22 protein-coding genes are annotated in these 19,570 nt (G+C 29.6%); 16 read left to right on the top strand and 6 right to left on the bottom strand.

Going from position 1 to position 19,570, the window contains the following annotated elements; genetic code table 11:
• The first annotated feature begins 40 nt into the window (after positions 1–40).
• The 9 genes from H9I45_RS13035 to H9I45_RS12995 all read left to right on the top strand — a co-directional run bounded on the left by H9I45_RS13035 (position 41) and on the right by H9I45_RS12995 (position 6,808).
• Positions 41–664, top strand: a complete 624-nt coding sequence (locus tag H9I45_RS13035) for a thymidine kinase (protein ID WP_088353893.1) — start codon at positions 41–43, stop codon at positions 662–664.
• Positions 657–1,757: an alanine racemase gene (alr, locus tag H9I45_RS13030; protein ID WP_088353892.1), complete on the top strand. Its 1,101-nt coding sequence runs from the start codon at positions 657–659 to the stop codon at positions 1,755–1,757. The genes H9I45_RS13035 and alr overlap by 8 nt, the downstream gene beginning before the upstream one ends.
• Positions 1,758–1,805: 48 nt before the next feature.
• Positions 1,806–2,216, top strand: a complete 411-nt coding sequence (mscL, locus tag H9I45_RS13025) for a large conductance mechanosensitive channel protein MscL (protein WP_088353891.1) — start codon at positions 1,806–1,808, stop codon at positions 2,214–2,216.
• Between the two features lie 136 nt (positions 2,217–2,352).
• Positions 2,353–2,883: an RNA polymerase sigma factor gene (locus tag H9I45_RS13020; protein ID WP_088353890.1), complete on the top strand. Its 531-nt coding sequence runs from the start codon at positions 2,353–2,355 to the stop codon at positions 2,881–2,883.
• 4 nt (positions 2,884–2,887) lie between these two features.
• A complete protein-coding gene (locus H9I45_RS13015) occupies positions 2,888–3,649 on the top strand; it encodes a HEAT repeat domain-containing protein (RefSeq protein WP_088353889.1) in 762 nt (253 codons plus the stop codon).
• Positions 3,650–3,663: 14 nt separating this feature from the next.
• On the top strand, positions 3,664–4,458 hold the full coding sequence (locus H9I45_RS13010; protein ID WP_088353888.1) for a DUF4097 family beta strand repeat-containing protein: 795 nt from the start codon (positions 3,664–3,666) through the stop codon (positions 4,456–4,458).
• A 224-nt stretch (positions 4,459–4,682) separates the two neighbouring features.
• Complete coding sequence (locus H9I45_RS13005; RefSeq protein ID WP_088353887.1) at positions 4,683–5,420, top strand: DUF4097 family beta strand repeat-containing protein; 738 nt, start codon at positions 4,683–4,685, stop codon at positions 5,418–5,420.
• 113 nt (positions 5,421–5,533) lie between these two features.
• Entirely contained in the window at positions 5,534–6,349 is an 816-nt protein-coding gene (locus H9I45_RS13000) for a helix-turn-helix domain-containing protein (RefSeq protein ID WP_088353886.1), read from the top strand.
• 84 nt (positions 6,350–6,433) lie between these two features.
• Positions 6,434–6,808 (top strand): VOC family protein, encoded by a 375-nt coding sequence (locus tag H9I45_RS12995; RefSeq protein ID WP_088353885.1) that lies wholly within the window; start codon positions 6,434–6,436, stop codon positions 6,806–6,808.
• 111 nt (positions 6,809–6,919) lie between these two features.
• On the opposite strand, the gene aat is transcribed toward H9I45_RS12995, so the two are convergent.
• Positions 6,920–7,552: a leucyl/phenylalanyl-tRNA--protein transferase gene (gene aat, locus H9I45_RS12990; RefSeq protein WP_088353884.1), complete on the bottom strand. Its 633-nt coding sequence runs from the start codon at positions 7,550–7,552 to the stop codon at positions 6,920–6,922.
• A gap of 123 nt (positions 7,553–7,675) precedes the next feature.
• Between aat and H9I45_RS12985 the strand changes: the two genes are divergently transcribed.
• The gene (locus tag H9I45_RS12985; RefSeq protein WP_088353883.1) at positions 7,676–8,305 is read left to right on the top strand and encodes an SNARE-associated domain-containing protein; all 630 of its coding nucleotides are present in this window, start codon (positions 7,676–7,678) and stop codon (positions 8,303–8,305) included.
• A gap of 17 nt (positions 8,306–8,322) precedes the next feature.
• Positions 8,323–8,568 (top strand): DUF1456 family protein, encoded by a 246-nt coding sequence (locus H9I45_RS12980; protein ID WP_088353882.1) that lies wholly within the window; start codon positions 8,323–8,325, stop codon positions 8,566–8,568.
• Positions 8,569–8,703: 135 nt separating this feature from the next.
• On the opposite strand, the gene H9I45_RS12975 is transcribed toward H9I45_RS12980, so the two are convergent.
• Together H9I45_RS12975 and H9I45_RS12970 are read right to left on the bottom strand one after the other, a co-directional pair.
• Positions 8,704–9,075 (bottom strand): DUF3127 domain-containing protein, encoded by a 372-nt coding sequence (locus tag H9I45_RS12975; RefSeq protein WP_088353881.1) that lies wholly within the window; start codon positions 9,073–9,075, stop codon positions 8,704–8,706.
• A gap of 14 nt (positions 9,076–9,089) precedes the next feature.
• The gene (locus H9I45_RS12970; RefSeq protein WP_088353880.1) at positions 9,090–9,950 is read right to left on the bottom strand and encodes a flavin reductase family protein; all 861 of its coding nucleotides are present in this window, start codon (positions 9,948–9,950) and stop codon (positions 9,090–9,092) included.
• Positions 9,951–10,108: 158 nt separating this feature from the next.
• Between H9I45_RS12970 and H9I45_RS12965 the strand changes: the two genes are divergently transcribed.
• Positions 10,109–11,260: a sensor histidine kinase gene (locus H9I45_RS12965; RefSeq protein ID WP_088353879.1), complete on the top strand. Its 1,152-nt coding sequence runs from the start codon at positions 10,109–10,111 to the stop codon at positions 11,258–11,260.
• Positions 11,261–11,472: 212 nt separating this feature from the next.
• Here the strand turns inward: H9I45_RS12965 and H9I45_RS12960 are convergent, their stop codons facing one another.
• A complete protein-coding gene (locus H9I45_RS12960) occupies positions 11,473–11,862 on the bottom strand; it encodes an HIT family protein (RefSeq protein ID WP_088353878.1) in 390 nt (129 codons plus the stop codon).
• An 84-nt stretch (positions 11,863–11,946) separates the two neighbouring features.
• Positions 11,947–12,420 (bottom strand): transcription elongation factor GreA, encoded by a 474-nt coding sequence (gene greA, locus H9I45_RS12955; RefSeq protein WP_088353877.1) that lies wholly within the window; start codon positions 12,418–12,420, stop codon positions 11,947–11,949.
• Positions 12,421–12,612: 192 nt separating this feature from the next.
• Here greA and H9I45_RS12950 point away from each other — a divergent pair, with 192 nt between their 5' ends.
• The 3 genes from H9I45_RS12950 to purE are packed head-to-tail and all read left to right on the top strand — an operon-like array spanning position 12,613 to position 14,773.
• Positions 12,613–13,032: a Rieske (2Fe-2S) protein gene (locus H9I45_RS12950; protein WP_088353876.1), complete on the top strand. Its 420-nt coding sequence runs from the start codon at positions 12,613–12,615 to the stop codon at positions 13,030–13,032.
• Positions 13,033–13,082: 50 nt separating this feature from the next.
• A complete protein-coding gene (locus H9I45_RS12945; protein WP_088353875.1) occupies positions 13,083–14,240 on the top strand; it encodes a 5-(carboxyamino)imidazole ribonucleotide synthase in 1,158 nt (385 codons plus the stop codon).
• 53 nt (positions 14,241–14,293) lie between these two features.
• Entirely contained in the window at positions 14,294–14,773 is a 480-nt protein-coding gene (gene purE / locus H9I45_RS12940; protein ID WP_088353874.1) for a 5-(carboxyamino)imidazole ribonucleotide mutase, read from the top strand.
• A gap of 56 nt (positions 14,774–14,829) precedes the next feature.
• Here the strand turns inward: purE and H9I45_RS12935 are convergent, their stop codons facing one another.
• Positions 14,830–17,295: a DUF8693 domain-containing protein gene (locus H9I45_RS12935; protein WP_176397553.1), complete on the bottom strand. Its 2,466-nt coding sequence runs from the start codon at positions 17,293–17,295 to the stop codon at positions 14,830–14,832.
• Between the two features lie 190 nt (positions 17,296–17,485).
• Between H9I45_RS12935 and H9I45_RS12930 the strand changes: the two genes are divergently transcribed.
• Positions 17,486–19,501, top strand: coding sequence for a M3 family metallopeptidase (locus H9I45_RS12930; protein ID WP_088354043.1), 2,016 nt, complete (start codon positions 17,486–17,488; stop codon positions 19,499–19,501).
• The last annotated feature ends 69 nt before the right edge of the window (positions 19,502–19,570 follow it).

The following is a 19,570-nucleotide window of genomic DNA, read 5'->3' as shown; positions in this document are numbered from 1 at the left end:
TAACGTAAAGTTACAAAAATATAACGCTTAAAATTACAAAATGTTTCTTGAAAATACAGTAAATCACACAGAACAATTTGGTTGGATAGAAGTAATTTGTGGTTCTATGTTTTCTGGTAAAACAGAAGAATTAATTAGGCGTTTAAAACGTGCACAATTTGCAAAACAGCGCGTAGAAATCTTTAAACCTGCTGTAGATACACGTTATGATGAGGAGGAAGTTGTATCTCATAATGACAATAGAATTCGATCAACACCTGTTCCTGTTTCTTCTAATATTAGACTTTTAGCTACAGATGTAGATGTTGTTGGTATAGATGAAGCCCAGTTTTTTGATGATGAAATTGTAGCAGTTTGTAACGACTTGGCAAATAGAGGCGTTCGTGTAATTGTTGCTGGTTTAGATATGGATTTTAAAGGAAATCCTTTTGGACCAATGCCAGCTTTAATGGCAACTGCAGAATACGTCACCAAAGTACATGCAGTTTGTACACACACAGGAAATTTAGCGCATTATAGTTTTAGAAAAGCCCAAAATGATAAGATTGTAATGTTGGGTGAAATGCAAGAATATGAGCCTTTAAGTAGAGCTGCATACTATAAAGCGTTAAAAAAACAAAAGGAAGAAATTGTCTCTAAAAAAGAAAATTCTACAGATGAATAATCACGTTACAGTTTTAGAAATTGATGGAAATGCTTTAGACCATAACCTAAATTATTTCAAAAATAAATTACAACCAGAAACCAAAGTTTTAGCAGTTGTAAAAGCTTTTGGTTATGGAAGTGATGGCGTGCAAGTTGCCCAATATTTAGAAGATAAAGTAAATTATTTTGCGGTTGCTTATGCTCATGAAGGAATTGCACTTCGTGAAGCAGGTGTTAAAACTCCTATTTTAGTTTTACATCCTCATATTCAAAATTTACAAGACATTGTAGATTATAGATTGGAACCTAATTTATATAATTTTCAAATATTTGATGCTTTTTTAAAATTAGCAGACGATGCTCCTTTAATGAATTATCCTATTCATATAAAATTTAATACAGGTTTAAATAGATTAGGTTTTTGGCATACAGATATTCCAAAAATCATCTCTGATTTAAAAGAAACAAATCACGTAAAAGTACAATCTTTATTTTCTCATTTAGCCGCAAGTGAAGATTTAGAAGAACAAGATTTTACCATCAACCAGATTAATAATTTTGCTTACATAGCACAAGAGTTTTATAAACATTTAGGTTATGAACCTATGTTGCATATTTTAAATACTTCTGGAGTAGTTAATTATGCAAAAGCTCAATTTGATATGGTTAGAATTGGAATTGGTTTGTATGGTTTTGGAAATGACGAAAAAGAAACTTCTCAACTTAAGAATACACACAATTTAAAATCTATTATTTCTCAAATTCATATAATTAAATTAGGCGAAAGTGTAGGTTATAATAGAGCTTTCGTTGCAAAAAGACCTACAAAAACGGCAACAATTCCTATTGGTCATGCAGATGGTTTGTCTAGAAAATTGGGGAATAAAAAAGGGTATGTTTTAATCAATAACCAAAAAGCACCTATAATTGGAAATGTTTGTATGGACATGATTATGGTAAACGTTTCTAAAATAGATTGTAAAGAAGGAGATGAAGTTGTTCTTTTTAATCACCAGAATATGATACAGCATATTGCAAATGTTTCTGAAACAATTGTCTACGAAACTTTAACTGCAATTTCGCAAAGAGTTAAAAAAGTGTTAAAAAAATAATAATTTTTATTACTTTAGCAACTTAATTAACCATTTAAATAGAATATAATGTTAAAAGAATTTAAAGAATTTATTACTGGTGGGAATGTAATTGAATTCGCAGTTGCAGTAATTATGGCTGGCGCAATTGGCGCAGTTGTTAAAGGTTTTGTTAGTAATATTGTTATGCCTATTGTTGGTATGTTTACAGGTGGTGTTAGTTTAGCAGATAAAAAATATGTTTTATCTGAAGCAGTTGTAGATGCCGCTGGAAAAGTAGCAACTCCAGAAAATGCAATTTTATATGGTGCTTGGATTGATACAATTATCAATTTAATTATTGTTGGTTTTGTTATGTTTATGATGATAAAAGCATACAATAAAATGAAAAAGAAAGAAGAAGCAGCTCCTGAAGCTCCAAAAGGACCAAGTCAAGAAGATTTATTAGCTGAAATTAGAGATTTATTAGCTAAAAAATAAGAACTTATTTTCTTAAAATATTTAAAATCCTGAGTTAACACTCAGGATTTTTTTTTTGCTTTCATATTTTTTAAATAAAAATGTAACCTTTTTGTAAATTGAAGGTTTTAAGAATAGAAACCAACCACACCAACCATTGAAACATTTAACTGACGAGGAAATAATGTTAGAGATTGCAGATGGCAAATTAGATTTGTTAACCATTCTATTTGATAGATATCATGTACGTATATATAATTTTTTTAATAAAATGGTACATAATAAAATGGTAAGTGAAGATTTAACACAAGATGTTTTTTTAAAAGTAATTAAATACAAAGCATCTTATAAAAACGGAAATTTTGCAGCTTGGATTTTTACAATTGCAAGAAACATTTTTTCCACATATTACCAAAAAACAAAAAAAGAAAGAACAAATGAAATTGATGACGATTTATTAGGTTCTAACGAAACAGCAGTTTCCGAAAGTAAACAAGAAGAATTAGACCATTTACAAAGAGCTTTGTTAAAGTTAAAAAGTTCCGAAAGAGAATTAATTGTAATGCATCGTTTTCAGGAAATAAAATACGATCAAATTGCCCAGATTATTGGCAGTAGCGAAAATGCTGTAAAAGTGAAAACACACAGAGCATTAAAAAAATTAAAAGAAATATATTTTCAAATATAAGATTATGAAATGTACCGACATTCAACATAAATTTACAGGGTTTTTAAACAAATCTTTATCAGAAGTTGCAAATTCTGAAGTAAAAGAGCATTTAAAATCTTGTACAAATTGTAACAAAGAATTAGAAGAAATGAAATCTTTTTTAGCAGTTCTAGACAGCCAAGAAATGGAAACCCCTTCTGCTAATTTGCGTGACAATTTTAATAAGATGTTAGCTCAAGAAATAGAAACTGCAACACCAAAAGTAATTCAATTAAAACCACAACAAGATTGGATATCATACCTAAAAGTTGCTGCGAGTATTGTAATTATTATTGGCGCATTTCTTTTTGGAAAACATCAATCTAACATCACCCAAATTGCAAGTGTAAAAAATGAAAACCAAAAACAAGTTTTGGCTTTATTAGAAAACAGTTCTGCAAGCAAGAGAATTCTAGGAGTCTCAGATGCAGAAGAATTTACTAAAAAAGACACCAAAATTATTGAAGCTTTAATTAATAGATTATTTTTTGATAAAAATGCAAATGTACGTTTAGCTGCAGCAGAAACGTTGTCTAAATTTTCGTCAGAAATTATTGTAAGAGATGCTTTAATAAAATCTCTAGAAACCGATGAAAACTCTTCTGTACAAATAGAGTTGATTCAAATTTTAGCAAAAATTCAAGAAAAAAGAGCGATTGAATCTATGCAAAAATTATTAAAAAACGAGGAAACTCCTCTATATGTAAAACAACAAGTCGAACTAAATTTACCAAGTTTATTATAAAAAATTAAGAAATCATGAAAAAAATATTAATCCTATTATTATTTGTTACAAGTATTTTATCTGCACAGGAAAAGGAATTTAAATACTCTTTGTCTGGCATTAAAAAAGTCGTTTTAGCAAGTGGAACAAAAATTGTTTTAACGGCTGAAAATACATCAGAATTGGTACTTACAGATAATAAAAAAGTACGCAACAATCATTCTGGGCATGAAGATCATCAAAAAGAAAAAGCAGAAAAAAGAAAAGGCTTAACAGCTGTATATCCAAATGGAAAAGACAATTCAGATGGTTTTGGATTTTCTATTACAAAAGAAGGTTCAGTTTTATATGTTACCGATTTAAAATCAATGTATCAAAGAAATGGCATCAACTTAACATTACCAAAAACCATGAATATTTCTGTAAATGCGGGTAATTTAGGCTCTGTTTCCTTAGAAGGTTTTACTGGCGAAGTAGAAGTTGCAACCAATGTTGGCAAGATAGAAATGAAAAACGTAACTGGCCCAATTACTGCAAATACAAGTGTTGGTAAAATTGATATCGATTTCGATAAAGTAAGCCAAACATCTCCAATAACAATTAGTTCTTCTGTTTCGGAAATTGATGTGGCAATTCCAGCAAACACAAAAGCAGATTTAGAATTAAGAACCCAAGGAACTGTGTACACGAATTTCGATTTCGATACTCCAAAAAAGAAAGGTTTGCCAAATGTTAGTGGTAACAAAAGTATTAACAGCAAACTGAATAATGGTGGTGTAAAAATCTACATTAAATCTTCTATGGGTAATATTTACTTGAGAAAAAAGTAATACCAAAATGTCATTCCGATCTTGTAGAGAAATATCAATAGAAGTTTAATATCTTAAGATTTTTCGATTCCACTACGTTTCACTCAAAATGACAAAAGAATGTCATTTCGACCTTGTGGAGAAATCTGAATATAAACGTAATAATATAAGATTTTTCGATTTCACTGCGTTTCACTCAAAATGACATCATAAAAAAATAATTCACACAATTTAAAACATTAAAAATGAAAAGTTTACTCTTATTCATAGGATTGTTATTGACTTTTAACAACCTAACAGCACAAAAAAAAGTAATAGAAAACACCAAAGCAAATGGTATTGAAGACGTTTACGTAAACCTAAAATTTGCGAGCAATATCATTATTAAAAATTGGAATAAAAACGAAATTTCTGTTGAAGCGACTGTAAATATCGATGATAATAAACACAACGATTATTTCAATTTTAAAACAGATAAAATTGGCGGGACTTATAAAATAAGTTCAGATTATGGTGAGTATTTCAAAAAATACAGAAGTTATTTTTCTCATTCCCACAAAGAAGGAGAAGATACTAAAGATGATGAAGATTGTTGTAAAAACCAACATTCTAACATTGTAAATTATGTGATTTACGTTCCAATAAACATGGAATTAAAAATAAAAAGTATTTCTGGAAGTGTAGAAGCAGAAAAGTATATTGGCGAGTTGAATTTAGATTTAATAAGTGGAAATATTACCATTAAAAAACACTCTAAAAACATGCATCTAAAAACAATAAGTGGAGACATAGATATTTATGTTTCTGACGCAAAATTCGAAGCAAAAACCTTATCAGGTTCTGTATATTCTGATTTAGATATCGATTTTGATAAAAACAAAAAAAGAGGTTATGGCTCTAAAATTATAGCAACTATTAACAAAGGAACTTCTTCTTTAAAACTAAACACCATTAGTGGAGATATTTTTCTTCGAAAGATTTAAAAACTATATTTTTAATTAATTAGTAACAGCCATTTTCTTTCGAGAATGGTTGTTTTTTGTTTCACTTGTTTCTAAACATTAAAAAATGTAATTTGTAAAGCAAATAATTCTTAATGGATCATAAAATATTTCAGCCACAAAAAGATTTAGAAGAATGGGTTAAATGTTATTGGACTCTAGAAGGAGATTTAGAGAATACACCAATAAAAAACACCATAATTCCTGATGGAACAATGAAATTAATCTTTCATTATGGAGAAACTTACAAACATCACAAAAACGAAAAAGAAAGTATAATTCTACCAAAATGTTTTTTAATTGGTCAATTAACAAAACCATATATTGTAGAACCTCTTGGTATTACTGGCTCTTTTGTTGTTCGATTTCAACCAAATGGTTTTTTACCTTTTTCTACTTTAACTATTAAGGAAATTCAGAATACAGCTGTACCAATCGAAAATGTTTTTGGGAAAGACGGAAAAGAAATTGGAGAAAAAATCTTAAACGCAAACTCTACGATTGAAAGAATAACATTAATCGAAAACTTTTTACTTAACAAATTAGTTCATAAAAAAACAATTGATACCATCGTAAAATCTACAGTTGAAACAATTTTGAATGCCAATGGACAATTTTCTGTAAATGAACTTTCACAACAAAATAATATTAATCGCAGGCAATTAACCCGTAAATTTTCTTCCACCATTGGTTTAAGTCCTAAACAACTTTCTAAAACAATTAGAATTCAAACTACTTTAAAAACATTATTAAATAACAAAGTAAAAAGCCTTACAGATTTAGCGTATGAAAACGAATATTTCGACCAAGCTCATTTTATAAAAGATTTTAAAGAATTTACAGGCGTTACACCAAAAGAATTTTATGGCGATGATTTAAAAATGTCATTGATTTTCGACAGCGAAAAATAGCCTTGTCCCATTTTTACAATTTTATATTTCAAAGTCATTGCATCTTTGTAGTGCAATAACGCAATAACTATAAAACATAATAAAATGAAAAATGTAAATCCTGTAAATTGGTTCGACATTAATGTATCTAACTTAAATAATGCTAAAGAATTCTACGAAGCTATTTTTAATATTAAATTGGTAGATTTCCCGATTGAAGCTGGTAAACAAGCTGGGTTTCCTTTCGACCCAAAAAGTGGAAATATTACTGGAGCTTTAGTAGAAAAAGAAAATTTTATTGCAGGTAATAACAATACAGTTGTTTATTTCGAATCGGAAGATTGTACAATCGAAGAAGCAAAAGTAGAAAAAGCTGGCGGAAAAATAATAAGACCAAAAATGTTTATTGGTGAATTTGGTTTCGTATCTATTTTAATGGATATTGATGGAAATGCAATTGGTTTGCATTCTATGAAGTAATATATTTTAACTATTAGTTCTACAAAGGATAAAGTTAATATTTATAAAAACAATAAAAGGTTCAAGTTCACATTTTGAACCTTTTATTGTTTAATTTAGAATTGTATTTTATTAAGGATTATTCTTCAAAATCTCTAAAAATAAATTTCTATCTATTTCTTTCGCGCCTAAACTTGCCAAATGTTCGTTATAAATTTGGCAATCTATTAATTTATATTTTTTACTTGTAGCCAAATATATAAATGCTAATTTAGAAGCATTGGAAAATTTACTAAACATACTTTCTCCGCAGAAAATATTGTTTACTTCTAAACCATATAAACCACCAACCAATTTATCATCAAGCCAAACTTCAATTGATTTTGCAACTCCTTTTTTATGTAAATTAATGTATGCTTGCTCCATATCATCTGTAATCCAAGTGCCAAAACCATCTTTTCTTTCGATATTTTTACAATTATAAATTACTTCTTCAAAAGCTTTATTTTCTGTAATTGTAAAAGCACCATTGTTAATTATTTTTCGCATCGATTTAGAAATTTTTATTTCTTCTGGAAACAAAACCATTCTTTCAAACGGACAATACCAAACAATTGGATCGTCTTCCGAGAACCAAGGGAAAATTCCGTTTTTGTAGGCATAAATTAATCTTTCTGCACTTAAATCGCCACCCAAAGCTATAATACCTTCTTTGGAAGTGAGTTCGTAAGGAGGAAAAATTATTTTATCTGTGAGCCAAATCAATTTAATATGCTTTAAAAGTTAAGCGAATTTAAAGAAATCTTAAAAAATAGTTAATGTAAAATTCTACAAACTTTTATTTAGAATTTGTTTCTATTTTTGTAGCTTCACAAAAACAAATGTTTCTTGGAAAAAAAGCGAAAAAGAAGAAAGAAAAAAACGGCATTTATAGGAAAAAGGCTTCATAATTATTATGGAAGAACTGGTTTCTATATATTCGTTTGGGAAAGTGTTAAAAAAGCATTTATTCCTATTGTTTTCGTTGTTTTGGGCTTATTCCTTTTCAATAAATATGTGTATGACATTAATGAAGGTTTAGAAACTATAACAGAAACATTTTCTAGACTTGGTATTTTAATAACCTTTTTTATTTCTGAAACACTTTTAGGATTAATTCCACCAGAAATATTTATTGCTTGGACAAAAAAGACAAGTGAACCTATTTTAAATTTATCTCTTTTAGCATTACTTTCTTATTCAGGAGGTTTAATTTCTTACTTTTTAGGAAGATTAACATTAAAAATAGATTCTGTAAGAATCTATTTGGAAGTTAAAATGGCAGCAAATTTAAAAAACACCCGTAAATGGGGAGGTTTTTTAATTTTAGTAGGTGCATTATTACCACTACCTTTTTCTATTGCGTGTTTAGCCGCTGGTATGATTAAATATCCGTTTAAAAATGTAGTGTTTTTTGGATTATTTCGTTTTTTAAGATTTGCAATTTATGGATGGGCAATTTTTAAAGTAGTTACTTAAAAAAGTATATTTGCAATATGGGATTAACAAATAATGATATTTTAAAAAAATTACGTGTTGCGCATAAATTGCGTGATACAGATATTGTAGAAATTTGTGCTTTGGTAGATTTTAAAGTTTCTAAGGCAGAATTAGGTGCGCTTTTCAGAAGCGAAGATCATGATAAATATGTAGAATGTGGCGACCAAATTTTACGTAATTTCTTAAACGGATTAATTATTCACTTACGTGGACCAATGCCGAAAAAGGGAGAGAAAAAGTAGATTTTTTTTTTAGAAAAAAGAAAAGAGACGCAAGAATAAAGATTAAAAATAAAACGTAAAAAAAGAGTGTAAAATTTAATTTACACTCTTTTTTTATCTTGTTTCAAGAAAATCTTGCTTCTTGTTTCTTTTTTTTTAAAATGGTAAATCGTCTGGTTCTGCATCAGAAACATTAGATGCTTCTTTAAATTGATCTACTGGAGGTAAATTTCCTTGATTTGGAGCCGCTTGAGATAAGTTCTCGATTCTCCATCCTTGGATAGAATTAAAATATTTAGCCTCTCCTTGTGGGTTAATCCATTCTCTACCTCTTAAATTAATAGAAACTTTTACGTCTTGTCCAACAGCATAACTATTTAATAAATCGCATTTATCTTGTACAAATTCGACCATTATCATTTGTGGATATTGCTCATCTGTAGTAACTACTAATTCTCTTTTTCTAAAACCGTTAGAACCAAATGTCTGAACTTCTCCAATTAACTTTACTTTACCAATAACTTCCATAATATAAACCTTAACTATTTAATTAAAAGCACTTTCCAAGCACTTTCTACATCATTCTTTATTAAAAACTCTTGCGCAAATGTATGTTTTTTTGTGGTTTCTAACCCAATAAACTGCGGATGTTCTTTTGCAAAGTTATCAACATTTTTTTCATTTGGCAGTTCTTCTACATTCCCTAACATTCCTAAATTATTTCCTGTTAAAACAGTGCTGTTTCTAATTTCTAATGAGATTGCATCTACACCAATTCCCAACGTAGAAATTGGTTTCGGAATTTCGAAAAAACCATCTCTGGCTCTGGAATAATAACTTCCTCCTGCTCTTGCAACTAAATCTATTTTATATTGATCTATAGCTCCATTTTCATCTAAAACATCTTCAGAAATATGAATTTTAACAACCTCGCAAACAATTAAGTTTCCTGCTCCACCCTCATCTCCCGTAAAAATAACATCATTTACCTTACATTCGAATTGTACTGGAGATTCTGCAACTCTAAAAGGTTTAATTTTGTCGGATTTTAACATGGTAAAACCTGCTTTTTCGAACTCGTTAACTCCTTTTGGATATTCTGTAGAACTCAAAGACATTTGTTGTACAATGTTATAATTTACTATATTTATAACCACTTCTTTGGTTGCCATAGCATTTTCTAAAGTATGTTTAATGGTATTATCTCGAACTCTTCTGGCTGGAGAAAAAATCATAATTGGCGGATTCGAACCAAATACATTAAAAAAACTAAATGGCGATAAATTTGCATTTCCATCTTCGTCTATTGTACTTGCAAAAGCAATTGGTCTTGGTGCAACTGCACCTAATAAATAGCCATGTAATTGGCCTGTCGAAATTTCTTTTGGATCTATACTTAACATATTATATTAAATTTTTGAATATCTTTTTTGGACGTAATCAATGGAACTAAAAACCTATATAAAATCCTGAAAACTAAAAAAAGACAATAATTTCACTTGTAAAGATACTATCAAAATTGCAAATGAGTTATATAGTGGAAACCTTTATATTTGTTTTAATGAAATTTACAACTAACACCATTTTCTTTAAAAGAATTGCTATTATTATTTCTCTTGCAATTGTTTCTTTAATTCTTTGGAATACCTATATGTTCTTTCAAAATTTTAAACAAGAAGAACGTTCTAAAATGGAAATTTTTGGAGCAGCAATAAAGGAATTCGCAACAAACCAAAATTTAGATGATAGCTTTTATATTGAAGGAATGATTATTGAAAACAACATAAATATTCCATCTATTTTAGTGGACGAAAATGGAAAAATTTCTTCTTGGCAAAATTTAGACTCTATTAAAGCCAAAGAACCTGAATATTTAAAAGCGCAATTAGAGAAAATGAAGAATGAAAATAACCCCATAGTTATTAACCTTTCCAATGATAAAACAAATAAAGTTTACTACAGAGATTCCGATTTATTAAACAGATTAACTTATTATCCTCTTGCTCTTATTTTAATTTTGTTTCTTTTTTTAAGTGTTATTTATTTATTTTATAATTCTAATAAAATTGCTGAAACTAATAAATTATGGACAGGAATGGCGAAGGAAACTGCACATCAAATAGGTACACCTTTGTCTTCTTTATTGGGTTGGATTGCCATTTTAAAAATGGAAAAAGTAGATGACAAATATGTGGAAGAAATAGAAAAAGATGTCCATAGATTAAATACCATTGCCAATCGTTTTTCTAAAATTGGTTCTGTACCAGAATTAAAAAAACAGGATATTGTAGAAATTACAAAAACTGCGTACGATTATTTAGAATCTCGAAGTTCGAAACAAATAACTTTTTCTTTTTCATCTTCAGAAAAAGAATTATTCGCAAACATAAATACCGAATTATTTGGTTGGGTTATAGAAAACTTAATTAAAAACGCCATTGATGCAATGTTGGGAAAAGGTGAACTAAAATTAGCCATAGAAACCAAACAACAGAAAGTAAAAATTATAATTACAGATACTGGAAAAGGAATGCCAAAAAAATTATTTAAACAAATCTTTAAACCTGGTTTTACAACAAAAAAACGTGGTTGGGGCTTGGGTTTATCGCTTTCTAAACGTATTGTAGAAGATTATCACAAAGGAAAAATTTTCGTACAGAAATCGGAAATTGGAAAAGGGACTACTTTTCAGATTTTATTGAATAAGGCTTAGTTTATTGGTAATTCCTGCGTAGACAAGAATCCAAGATAGGTTTTTATAAAAATATTGTTGTTTTAAAAATAACAGAAAAAACTAAACTAGTTTAGCCCAGATTGAATCTTTCGACTGTGCTCAAGATAGGCTAATTGTTTTGAGCTCTTTTTTATTCTTTTTTCTTAATAAATAAAGCGAGTAGTGAAAGCAGGAAATAGCTTCAAAAAAATCTACTCGAAATTACCAGCAATCTCACCAGCCAAAGCAACAAACTCATCATTTGTTAACTTTACTTTTTTAGCAAATTGAATATCTGCCATTTCATTTAAAGGAATTAAATGCACATGTACATGAGGTACTTCCAAACCAATAACACTCATTCCAACTCTTTTGCAGGGAATTGTTTTTTCGATTGCTTTTGCAACATCGTAAGAGAAATCCATAAGACTTTTATAATCTTCTTTCGATAAATCGAAAAGTTTATTTTCTTCCTTTTTTGGAACTACTAAAGTGTGCCCTTTTGCATTTGGATTGATATCTAAAAAAGCAATAAAATCGTTGTTTTCTGCAACTTTATAACTTGGAATTTCTCCTGTAATTATTTTTGTGAATATGCTCATAATTTTTCAGTATTCAGTAATCAGTTTTCAGTAGCAGTCCTGGATCCATTTAATCATGAATCTTGTCTCTTTTTTTTAAAAAAATTATCTCGAAATCTCAACAATTTCAAACTTCATAATTCCGTTTGGAACCTGAATTTCCGCGATTTCTCCGACTTTTTTACCTAACAAACCTTTTCCAATAGGAGAATTTACAGATAATTTTCCATTTCTAACATCGGTTTCGGAATCTGCTACCAATCTATATTTCATTTCCATTCCGTTTGTAGTATTTTTAATAACTACGTTCGAGTGAATTAATATTTTTGAAGTATCTAATTGAGATTCATCTAAAATTCGTGCATTAGAGATTACATTTTTTAACTTTGCAATCTTAAATTCTAAATGAGATTGTTCTTCCTTTGCGGCATGATATTCTGCATTTTCACTTAAATCTCCTTTATCTCTTGCATCTGCAATTTCTGTAGTTACTCTTGGTCTTTCTATTTGTTCTAATTGAACCAATTCGTCTTTCAACTTCTTTAATCCTTCTGCTGAGTAATAAGATATTTCGCTCATAATAATTTATTTATATTCTATTATTCTTCTAATAAACTAAATTTATAGAAAAAATAAAAAGATATTCGTTTAATGGTACCTTTTGGGAGTTTAAATTTAAAAATCCCATTACCTTCACAGGAATGAGATTAGATTACAAATGTACAAAATATTTGTAACTTGCGAACGTTTTTATAGTACCAACAAATTTATATGTTTAAGAAAATAGTATTTTTTATCTCGTTTTTATCTCTTTGGAGTTGCTCTAATAACACTCCATTAGAAAACTGTTTACTAAATTTTCCTGTAAATGTTACCACAGATTTAAACAATCCGCAATTAATTAATGCTCAAACTCCTGGAGGTTTTGCAGAACTTTCTGGTGGTGCAAAAGGAATTTTATTATTTAATATAAATGGTAACACATTTGTTGCTTACGATAGAATTTGCCCAAATACAGATTGTAGTACTCCAATGAGTTTCGAAAGAGGTTTGGTTTTAAAATGTAGTTGCGATAATAGCGAATATAGTGTGCATTTTGGCGGTGCTCCACAAACAGATGGTTCTCCATGTCCTGCAAGAGAATATCGTGTTACAAAAAATGGTTCTGTAATTCGTATCAGTAATTTTTAGTGAAAATGATTTGAGTTGTGTATTTTTGCTGAAACACAACAATTCTTACAGTGAAAAATTATTTTTCTTCAGATTTTAAATTAGGCGTTCTTGGTGGTGGTCAACTAGGAAGAATGCTACTCGCAGAAACACAAAAATTCGACATTTATACTTCCATTTTAGAAAGTAATAAAAATGCACCTTGTGCAGAAATTTGCAACAGGTTTGTCTTTGGAGATTTATTAGATTTTGATGCTGTTTACAACTTCGGAAAAACAGTAGATTTACTAACCATAGAAATTGAAAATGTAAATTTAGATGCGTTAGATAAGTTAGAAGATGAAGGTTTAACGATTTATCCGAAACCGAAAGATTTAAGAATTATCCAAAGTAAAGCAAGACAGAAAAACTTTTATGTAGATCATGAAATACCGACTGCAGAATTTTCTCATTATGCTTATTTAGAAGAATTAAAACATTCTTTTGAGAACAATATTATCGATTTTCCTTTTGTTTGGAAAGCCGCACGTTTTGGCTATGATGGAAATGGAGTTAAAATCGTAAGAAACATTGCTGATTTAGAAAGTTTACCAAATGTAGAATGTATTACAGAAAAACTAATTCCTTTTAAAAATGAATTGGCAGTAATTGTTGCAAGAAATGCCAATGGAGAAACCACAACATATCCTGTTGTAGAAATGGAATTTCATCCAGAAGCAAACCAAGTAGAATATGTTATTTGCCCTGCAAGAATAGATACTAATGTTGCTGAAAAAGCAAGAGAAACTGCTTTAAAAGTAGTTAGTAAATTAGACTTTGTTGGTTTATTGGCTGTGGAAATGTTTCAAACTATAGATAATAAAATTTTAGTAAACGAAGTGGCTCCAAGACCACATAATTCTGGTCATTATTCTATTGAGGCGAGTTATACAAATCAATTTGAGCAACATTTAAGAAGCATTTTAAATCTTCCTTTAGGAAATACAGAAAGTAAAGTTGCTGGAATTATGGTAAATTTAGTTGGCGAAGAAGGCTTTTCTGGAGATGTTGTTTACGAAAACATAGAAGCTATTTTAAAAATTGATGGAGTTACACCACACATTTATGGAAAGAAAGAAACACGCCCTTTCCGTAAAATGGGTCATGTAACTATCGTAGATAAAAATATAGAAAAAGCGAGGGAAATTGCCCAAAAAGTTAAAGAAACGATTCGCGTGATTTCGAAATAATTACTTAAATTAAATAAACAGATTCTGAAACAAGTTCAGAATAAAAATAAATTATGGTAGGAATAATAATGGGAAGCGATTCAGATCTTCCAATAATGCAAGAAGCAATAGATATTTTAGAGAGTTTCGATATTCAAATTGAAGTAGATATTGTATCTGCTCACAGAACTCCAGAGAAATTGGTAGAATATTCTAAAAATGCACATTTAAGAGGAATAAAAGTAATAATAGCTGGTGCTGGAGGCGCAGCACATTTACCAGGAATGGTTGCTTCTATGAGTCCTTTGCCTATTATTGGTGTTCCTGTAAAAAGTAGAAATTCTATAGATGGTTGGGATTCTGTTTTATCTATTTTACAAATGCCTGGAGGCGTTCCTGTTGCTACTGTTGCTTTAGATGGCGCAAAAAATGCAGGTATTTTAGCCGCACAAATTATTGGAGCAGCAGACAAATGTGTTTTAGATAAAATTATCGCTTACAAAGAAGGTTTAAAACTAAAAGTTGAACAAGCTTCTGAAAGAGTTAGAAAATAAAAAAACTCAGAATTAAAAAAATTCTGAGTTTTCGAAATATTACCAAATAGTGGTTGCTAATTTGCAATCACTATTTTTTTGGATTTTATTTTTTTGTTTTCTAAAAACGCTTTTACAATATAAACACCTTCAGATAAATTAGAAATTATCTTTTGTTGGTTTTTTGTAAAATTAGCTACTTTTCTACCTTGAATATCAAAAACAATTACTTCGTTTACTTTATCGACATCAAAATCATATTCAACAATTAATTCTTTTGCTTCATCTACATACACCGAAAAATCTTTAGAATCTATTTCTTCTACTCCATTTGATTTACTTAAACCTTTAGATTCTTTTCTTTTCTTTTTAGTGTAAATAATTTTGAATCTAGTATTATTTTCTCCAACAGTATCTACCGTAAAATTATAGGCGTTTTTTCTTAAATCGATCGTTTTCTTTAACTCTGTATCTCTTAAATAAATATAGTAATCTTCATTAATAAATTCTTGTTGCAATTCTATTGTATAGTCACCTAATTCATCAACAATAAAACCAATTTTAACTACTTTTTTAGCTCTTTTTAGCTCTGGAAAACCTTGAATGGATGCTTTAATATCGCCTCTTACAACCGAATAAAACCCTAAAGATTGTTGGCTCGAATCGAAAGTAGCGTCGTATAATCTATCATATCTATTAGTAGCTTCTTTTAAAAAACCAACTAAAATTGTATTTGTTAAATTTCCTCTTTTAAGTTTAAACCAAGATCTACCTTGTTTTTTTGGATCTACTACTTTTTTACTTGATTTAAAAAATTGAGAGTTATTAGAAACAATTTGATGCGTAGGTCTAAAAGTTAAAGTTCCATTACCATTTGTTTTTACAAAAAAACCTTGTCCTGATGCTATTTTTCCATCAATACCAGGTGTAGAACCTCCAGTCCCATTATATGCCACATAATCTCCAACATTATTTTCTCCAACTTCAGCAGAAGCTTGGTTCCACAAATAAATTGTTCCTTCTATATTAGCATTGTCTAAATCTGTTGCCACTAAACCCCAATCTATTGCAGATGCATAAGGATTACCAACTAAATTATCTCCAGAAGTAGACCATGCTATTTCATCGCTTCCTTCTCCTTCTAAATTAGTAGTATCATAAACATTTACAACAACATTTCCTGTGTTTGGTTTTCCTGTAAAAGTAGTGGAATAACCTCCAGCACTTTCGTGCCTTATTGCGTAACCAATTCCTGGTGTAAAATTACCTGTATTATATGCCCAATCTGAATTATTTACTGCTGAATTAAAATAATAAACAACAGGATTACTTGGAAAAGTAGTTCCAGGATTTGTATTTATTGTAGGCGATGACCAATATGAATAAAAATAAGCACCTGTATAAGTAGGGGAATTTTTTTGAATATTATAATCTCCAGTTCCTACTACTTCGTCACTTTTTCTAATTAGTAAAGAACCATTGTCATTTACTGTTAAAGTTCCATTATTTTCTAAATCATATTTCACATCAAAAGTACCACTACTACTAACATTTATTTCTGCAGATGTTTCAATAGTAACATCGCCAACAATTACATGCGAAGTAATTAAAGGGTAATTTGTAGAACTTGGAATAATAGCATCTTGGTGTTCTGTAGGAACACTACCTCCCACCCAATTAGAACCAGTGTTCCAATTTGTAGTTGTTGCAGTAGCACTCCAAGTAATAATATCATTATTTGGGTTTACCTTTTCTTGTGGATTATTACTACTGTTTAAATAATTAAAAGTATCGCCATCTAACGCTGCAACTAAACTATCTGTGCCCAAAGTTGTAATAATAATTTCCATATTATCATTAATTTCAGTTTCAGTTCTAACATCATTCCAAATTCTAAAACCCCAAAGATTTCCGTTAAAATAATACTCATTTCCTCCAGTATCATTAGCCACAGAACCGAAACAGTATTCTACACTTGCAGGTCCTGTAGCAGTCCAAGTTGCGCAATTAGGAAAACGTAAAGTCTCATTTTTATAACCCAATCTAAATGAATTATGTCCTCCCAATTGATACCCAGATAAATTAGCTACTAAAGTACCATCTAAATAAAATTTTAATGCATTATTTGCTCCAACAGTCATTGGATTGGTAGTTGCATCTCCTGGCTGTGCATTATCGAAAATAAGTGCAAAATGATACCAAGTATCAGCAGTGATTGGTGTTCTATAAAAGGTTCCTTGCCAAGTAGGGGTATAGTCTGTTCTATTATAAGCTCCCATAACCAAAAATCCGTTTTCAATATATACAATTACAGCTCTTGTACCACCACCTTCTTTCATTATAATTTGCTTACCTCCAGAAGGATCTACAGTTTTAAAATATGTTTCGTAAGTTCTATTATTAGTTGTAGTACTATTAATGTTGGTAGTATTTGGAATTATTATATAGTCATTTACACCATCGAAATACATACCCTCAGTTACAGGTTCTACAAATGCAAATAGTGTAAATACTAGAAAAAGTTTAGTTATAGATTTTATCATTTTCTTTTTTTTAAAAAATTTTACTGTGGAGATTAATCCAATCATAGTTAAACAAAAATAAGGCCAAATGTTCTAAACATATAAAAAACTTCGTTGAAAGTCAATTTTTTATCGTTGAAATGAATTTTTAAATAAATAAATGATAAAATTATTAGATTCTCTATCTTTGATATTCAAAAAAAATAAGTTAATGAATCCACTTTTACAAGATTTTAATACAGCTCCTTTTTCTAAAATCGCAAACAAACACTACAAACCAGCTATAAAAAAAGCAATAGAAATTGCTAAAGAAGAAATACATAAAATTGTAGAAAATACAGAAAAACCAACGTTTGAAAATACAACAGTTGCTTTAGATTTTACTGGTGAAAAATTAAACAGAATTACCAGTATTTTTTTTAATTTGAATTCTGCAGAAACAAATGACGAAATTCAGAAAATAGCACAAGAAGTTTCTCCTTGGTTAAGCGAATTTAGAAACGACATAACTCTAAATGAAGCTTTATTTAAAAAGGTAAAAGAAGTTTTTGATACTAAAGAGAGTTTAAATTTGACTCCAGAGCAAGAAATGTTGTTGGATAAACAATATAAAAGTTTTGCAAGAAATGGTGCGAACTTAAACGAAAGTGATAAAACCGAGTTAAGAAAAATAGATACTCAATTATCTAAATTATCTTTAAAGTTTGGTGAAAATGTATTGGCTGAAACCAATGCTTTTGAAATGCATTTAACTGATGAAAACGATCTTGCTGGTTTGCCTGATTCTACAAAAGAAGCTGCAAAACAACTGGCAAACGAAAAGGAAAAAGAAGGTTGGATTTTCACTTTAGATTACCCAAGTTACATTCCCTTTATGACCTATGCAGATAATAGAGAATTAAGAAAAAAGTTGGCAATTGTAGCTGGTAAAAAGGGATTTCAAGATAATAAAAACAATAACGAACAAGTTGTTTTAGATATCGTGAACCTTCGTCATAAAAGAGCCAATTTATTAGGTTATAAAACACATGCTCATTTTGTATTGGAAGAAAGAATGGCAGAAACTCCTGAAAAAGTAATCGATTTTTCGAATGAATTGTTAGAAAAAGCAAAACCTGCTGCTACAAAAGAATTTGAAAATTTAGAGAAATACGCTAAAAAACTAGATGGAATAGACCAACTTCAAAAATGGGATGGCGCATATTATTCAGAAAAACTAAAAAAGGAAATTTTTGATTTAGACCAAGAACTCTTAAAACCTTATTTTAAGTTAGAAAATGTAATTGATGGTGTTTTTGAAATTGCAAGTCGTTTATATGATTTAAAGTTTGACGAAGTTTCTACAATCGATAAATATCACGAAGACGTAAAAACCTACAATGTAACAGATACTGATGGTAATTTTATATCCGTTTTTTATGCCGATTTTCATCCAAGAAAAGGAAAACGAAATGGTGCTTGGATGACTTCTTATAAAAGCCAACAAGTTAAAAACGGAGTAAACGAAAGACCTCACGTTTCTATTGTTTGTAATTTCACAAAACCAACTCCTACAAAACCATCATTATTAACTTTTAATGAAGTTACTACTTTGTTTCATGAATTTGGCCATGCTTTACATGGAATGTTAGCAAATACAACTTACAATAGTTTGTCTGGAACTTCGGTTTCTTGGGATTTTGTGGAATTACCTAGTCAGGTTTTGGAAAACTGGTGTTACGAAAAAGAAGCATTAGAATTGTTCGCAAAACATTATGAAACTGGAGAAGTTATTCCAATGAAATATGTCGAAAAAATAAAAGAATCTGCCAGTTTTCATGAAGGAATGCAAACGTTAAGACAATTAAGTTTTGGATTATTAGACATGAGCTGGCATTCTCAAAACCCATCAGAAATAAAAACGGTAAAGGACTTTGAAAATGAAGCTTTTGCAAACACAAAATTATATCCTGATGTTCCAGAAAATGTTATGAGCACTGCTTTTTCTCATATTTTTCAAGGAGGATATTCTGCAGGATATTATTCCTATAAATGGGCAGAAGTTTTAGATGCAGATGCATTCGAATATTTCTTAGAAGAAGGAATATTCAACAAAGAAGTAGCAACTAAATTCAAAGAAAATGTACTTTCTAAAGGTGGTACAGAAAAACCAATGATTTTATACAAACGCTTCAGAGGAAAAGAGCCAAAACCAGATGCGCTTTTGAAAAGAGCGGGTTTATTATAGTAATTTTTCAGTAAGCAGTAAAACAGTCTTCAGCAGGCAGTCAAAAACTGACTAAAAACTGAAGACTGA

The sequence above is a fragment of the Polaribacter haliotis genome (assembly GCF_014784055.1).
In the GTDB taxonomy this organism is placed as follows: Bacteria; Bacteroidota; Bacteroidia; order Flavobacteriales; family Flavobacteriaceae; genus Polaribacter; species Polaribacter haliotis.
Note: the sequence above shows the minus strand (reverse complement) of the source record. Positions and strands in the feature narration are given on the sequence as shown.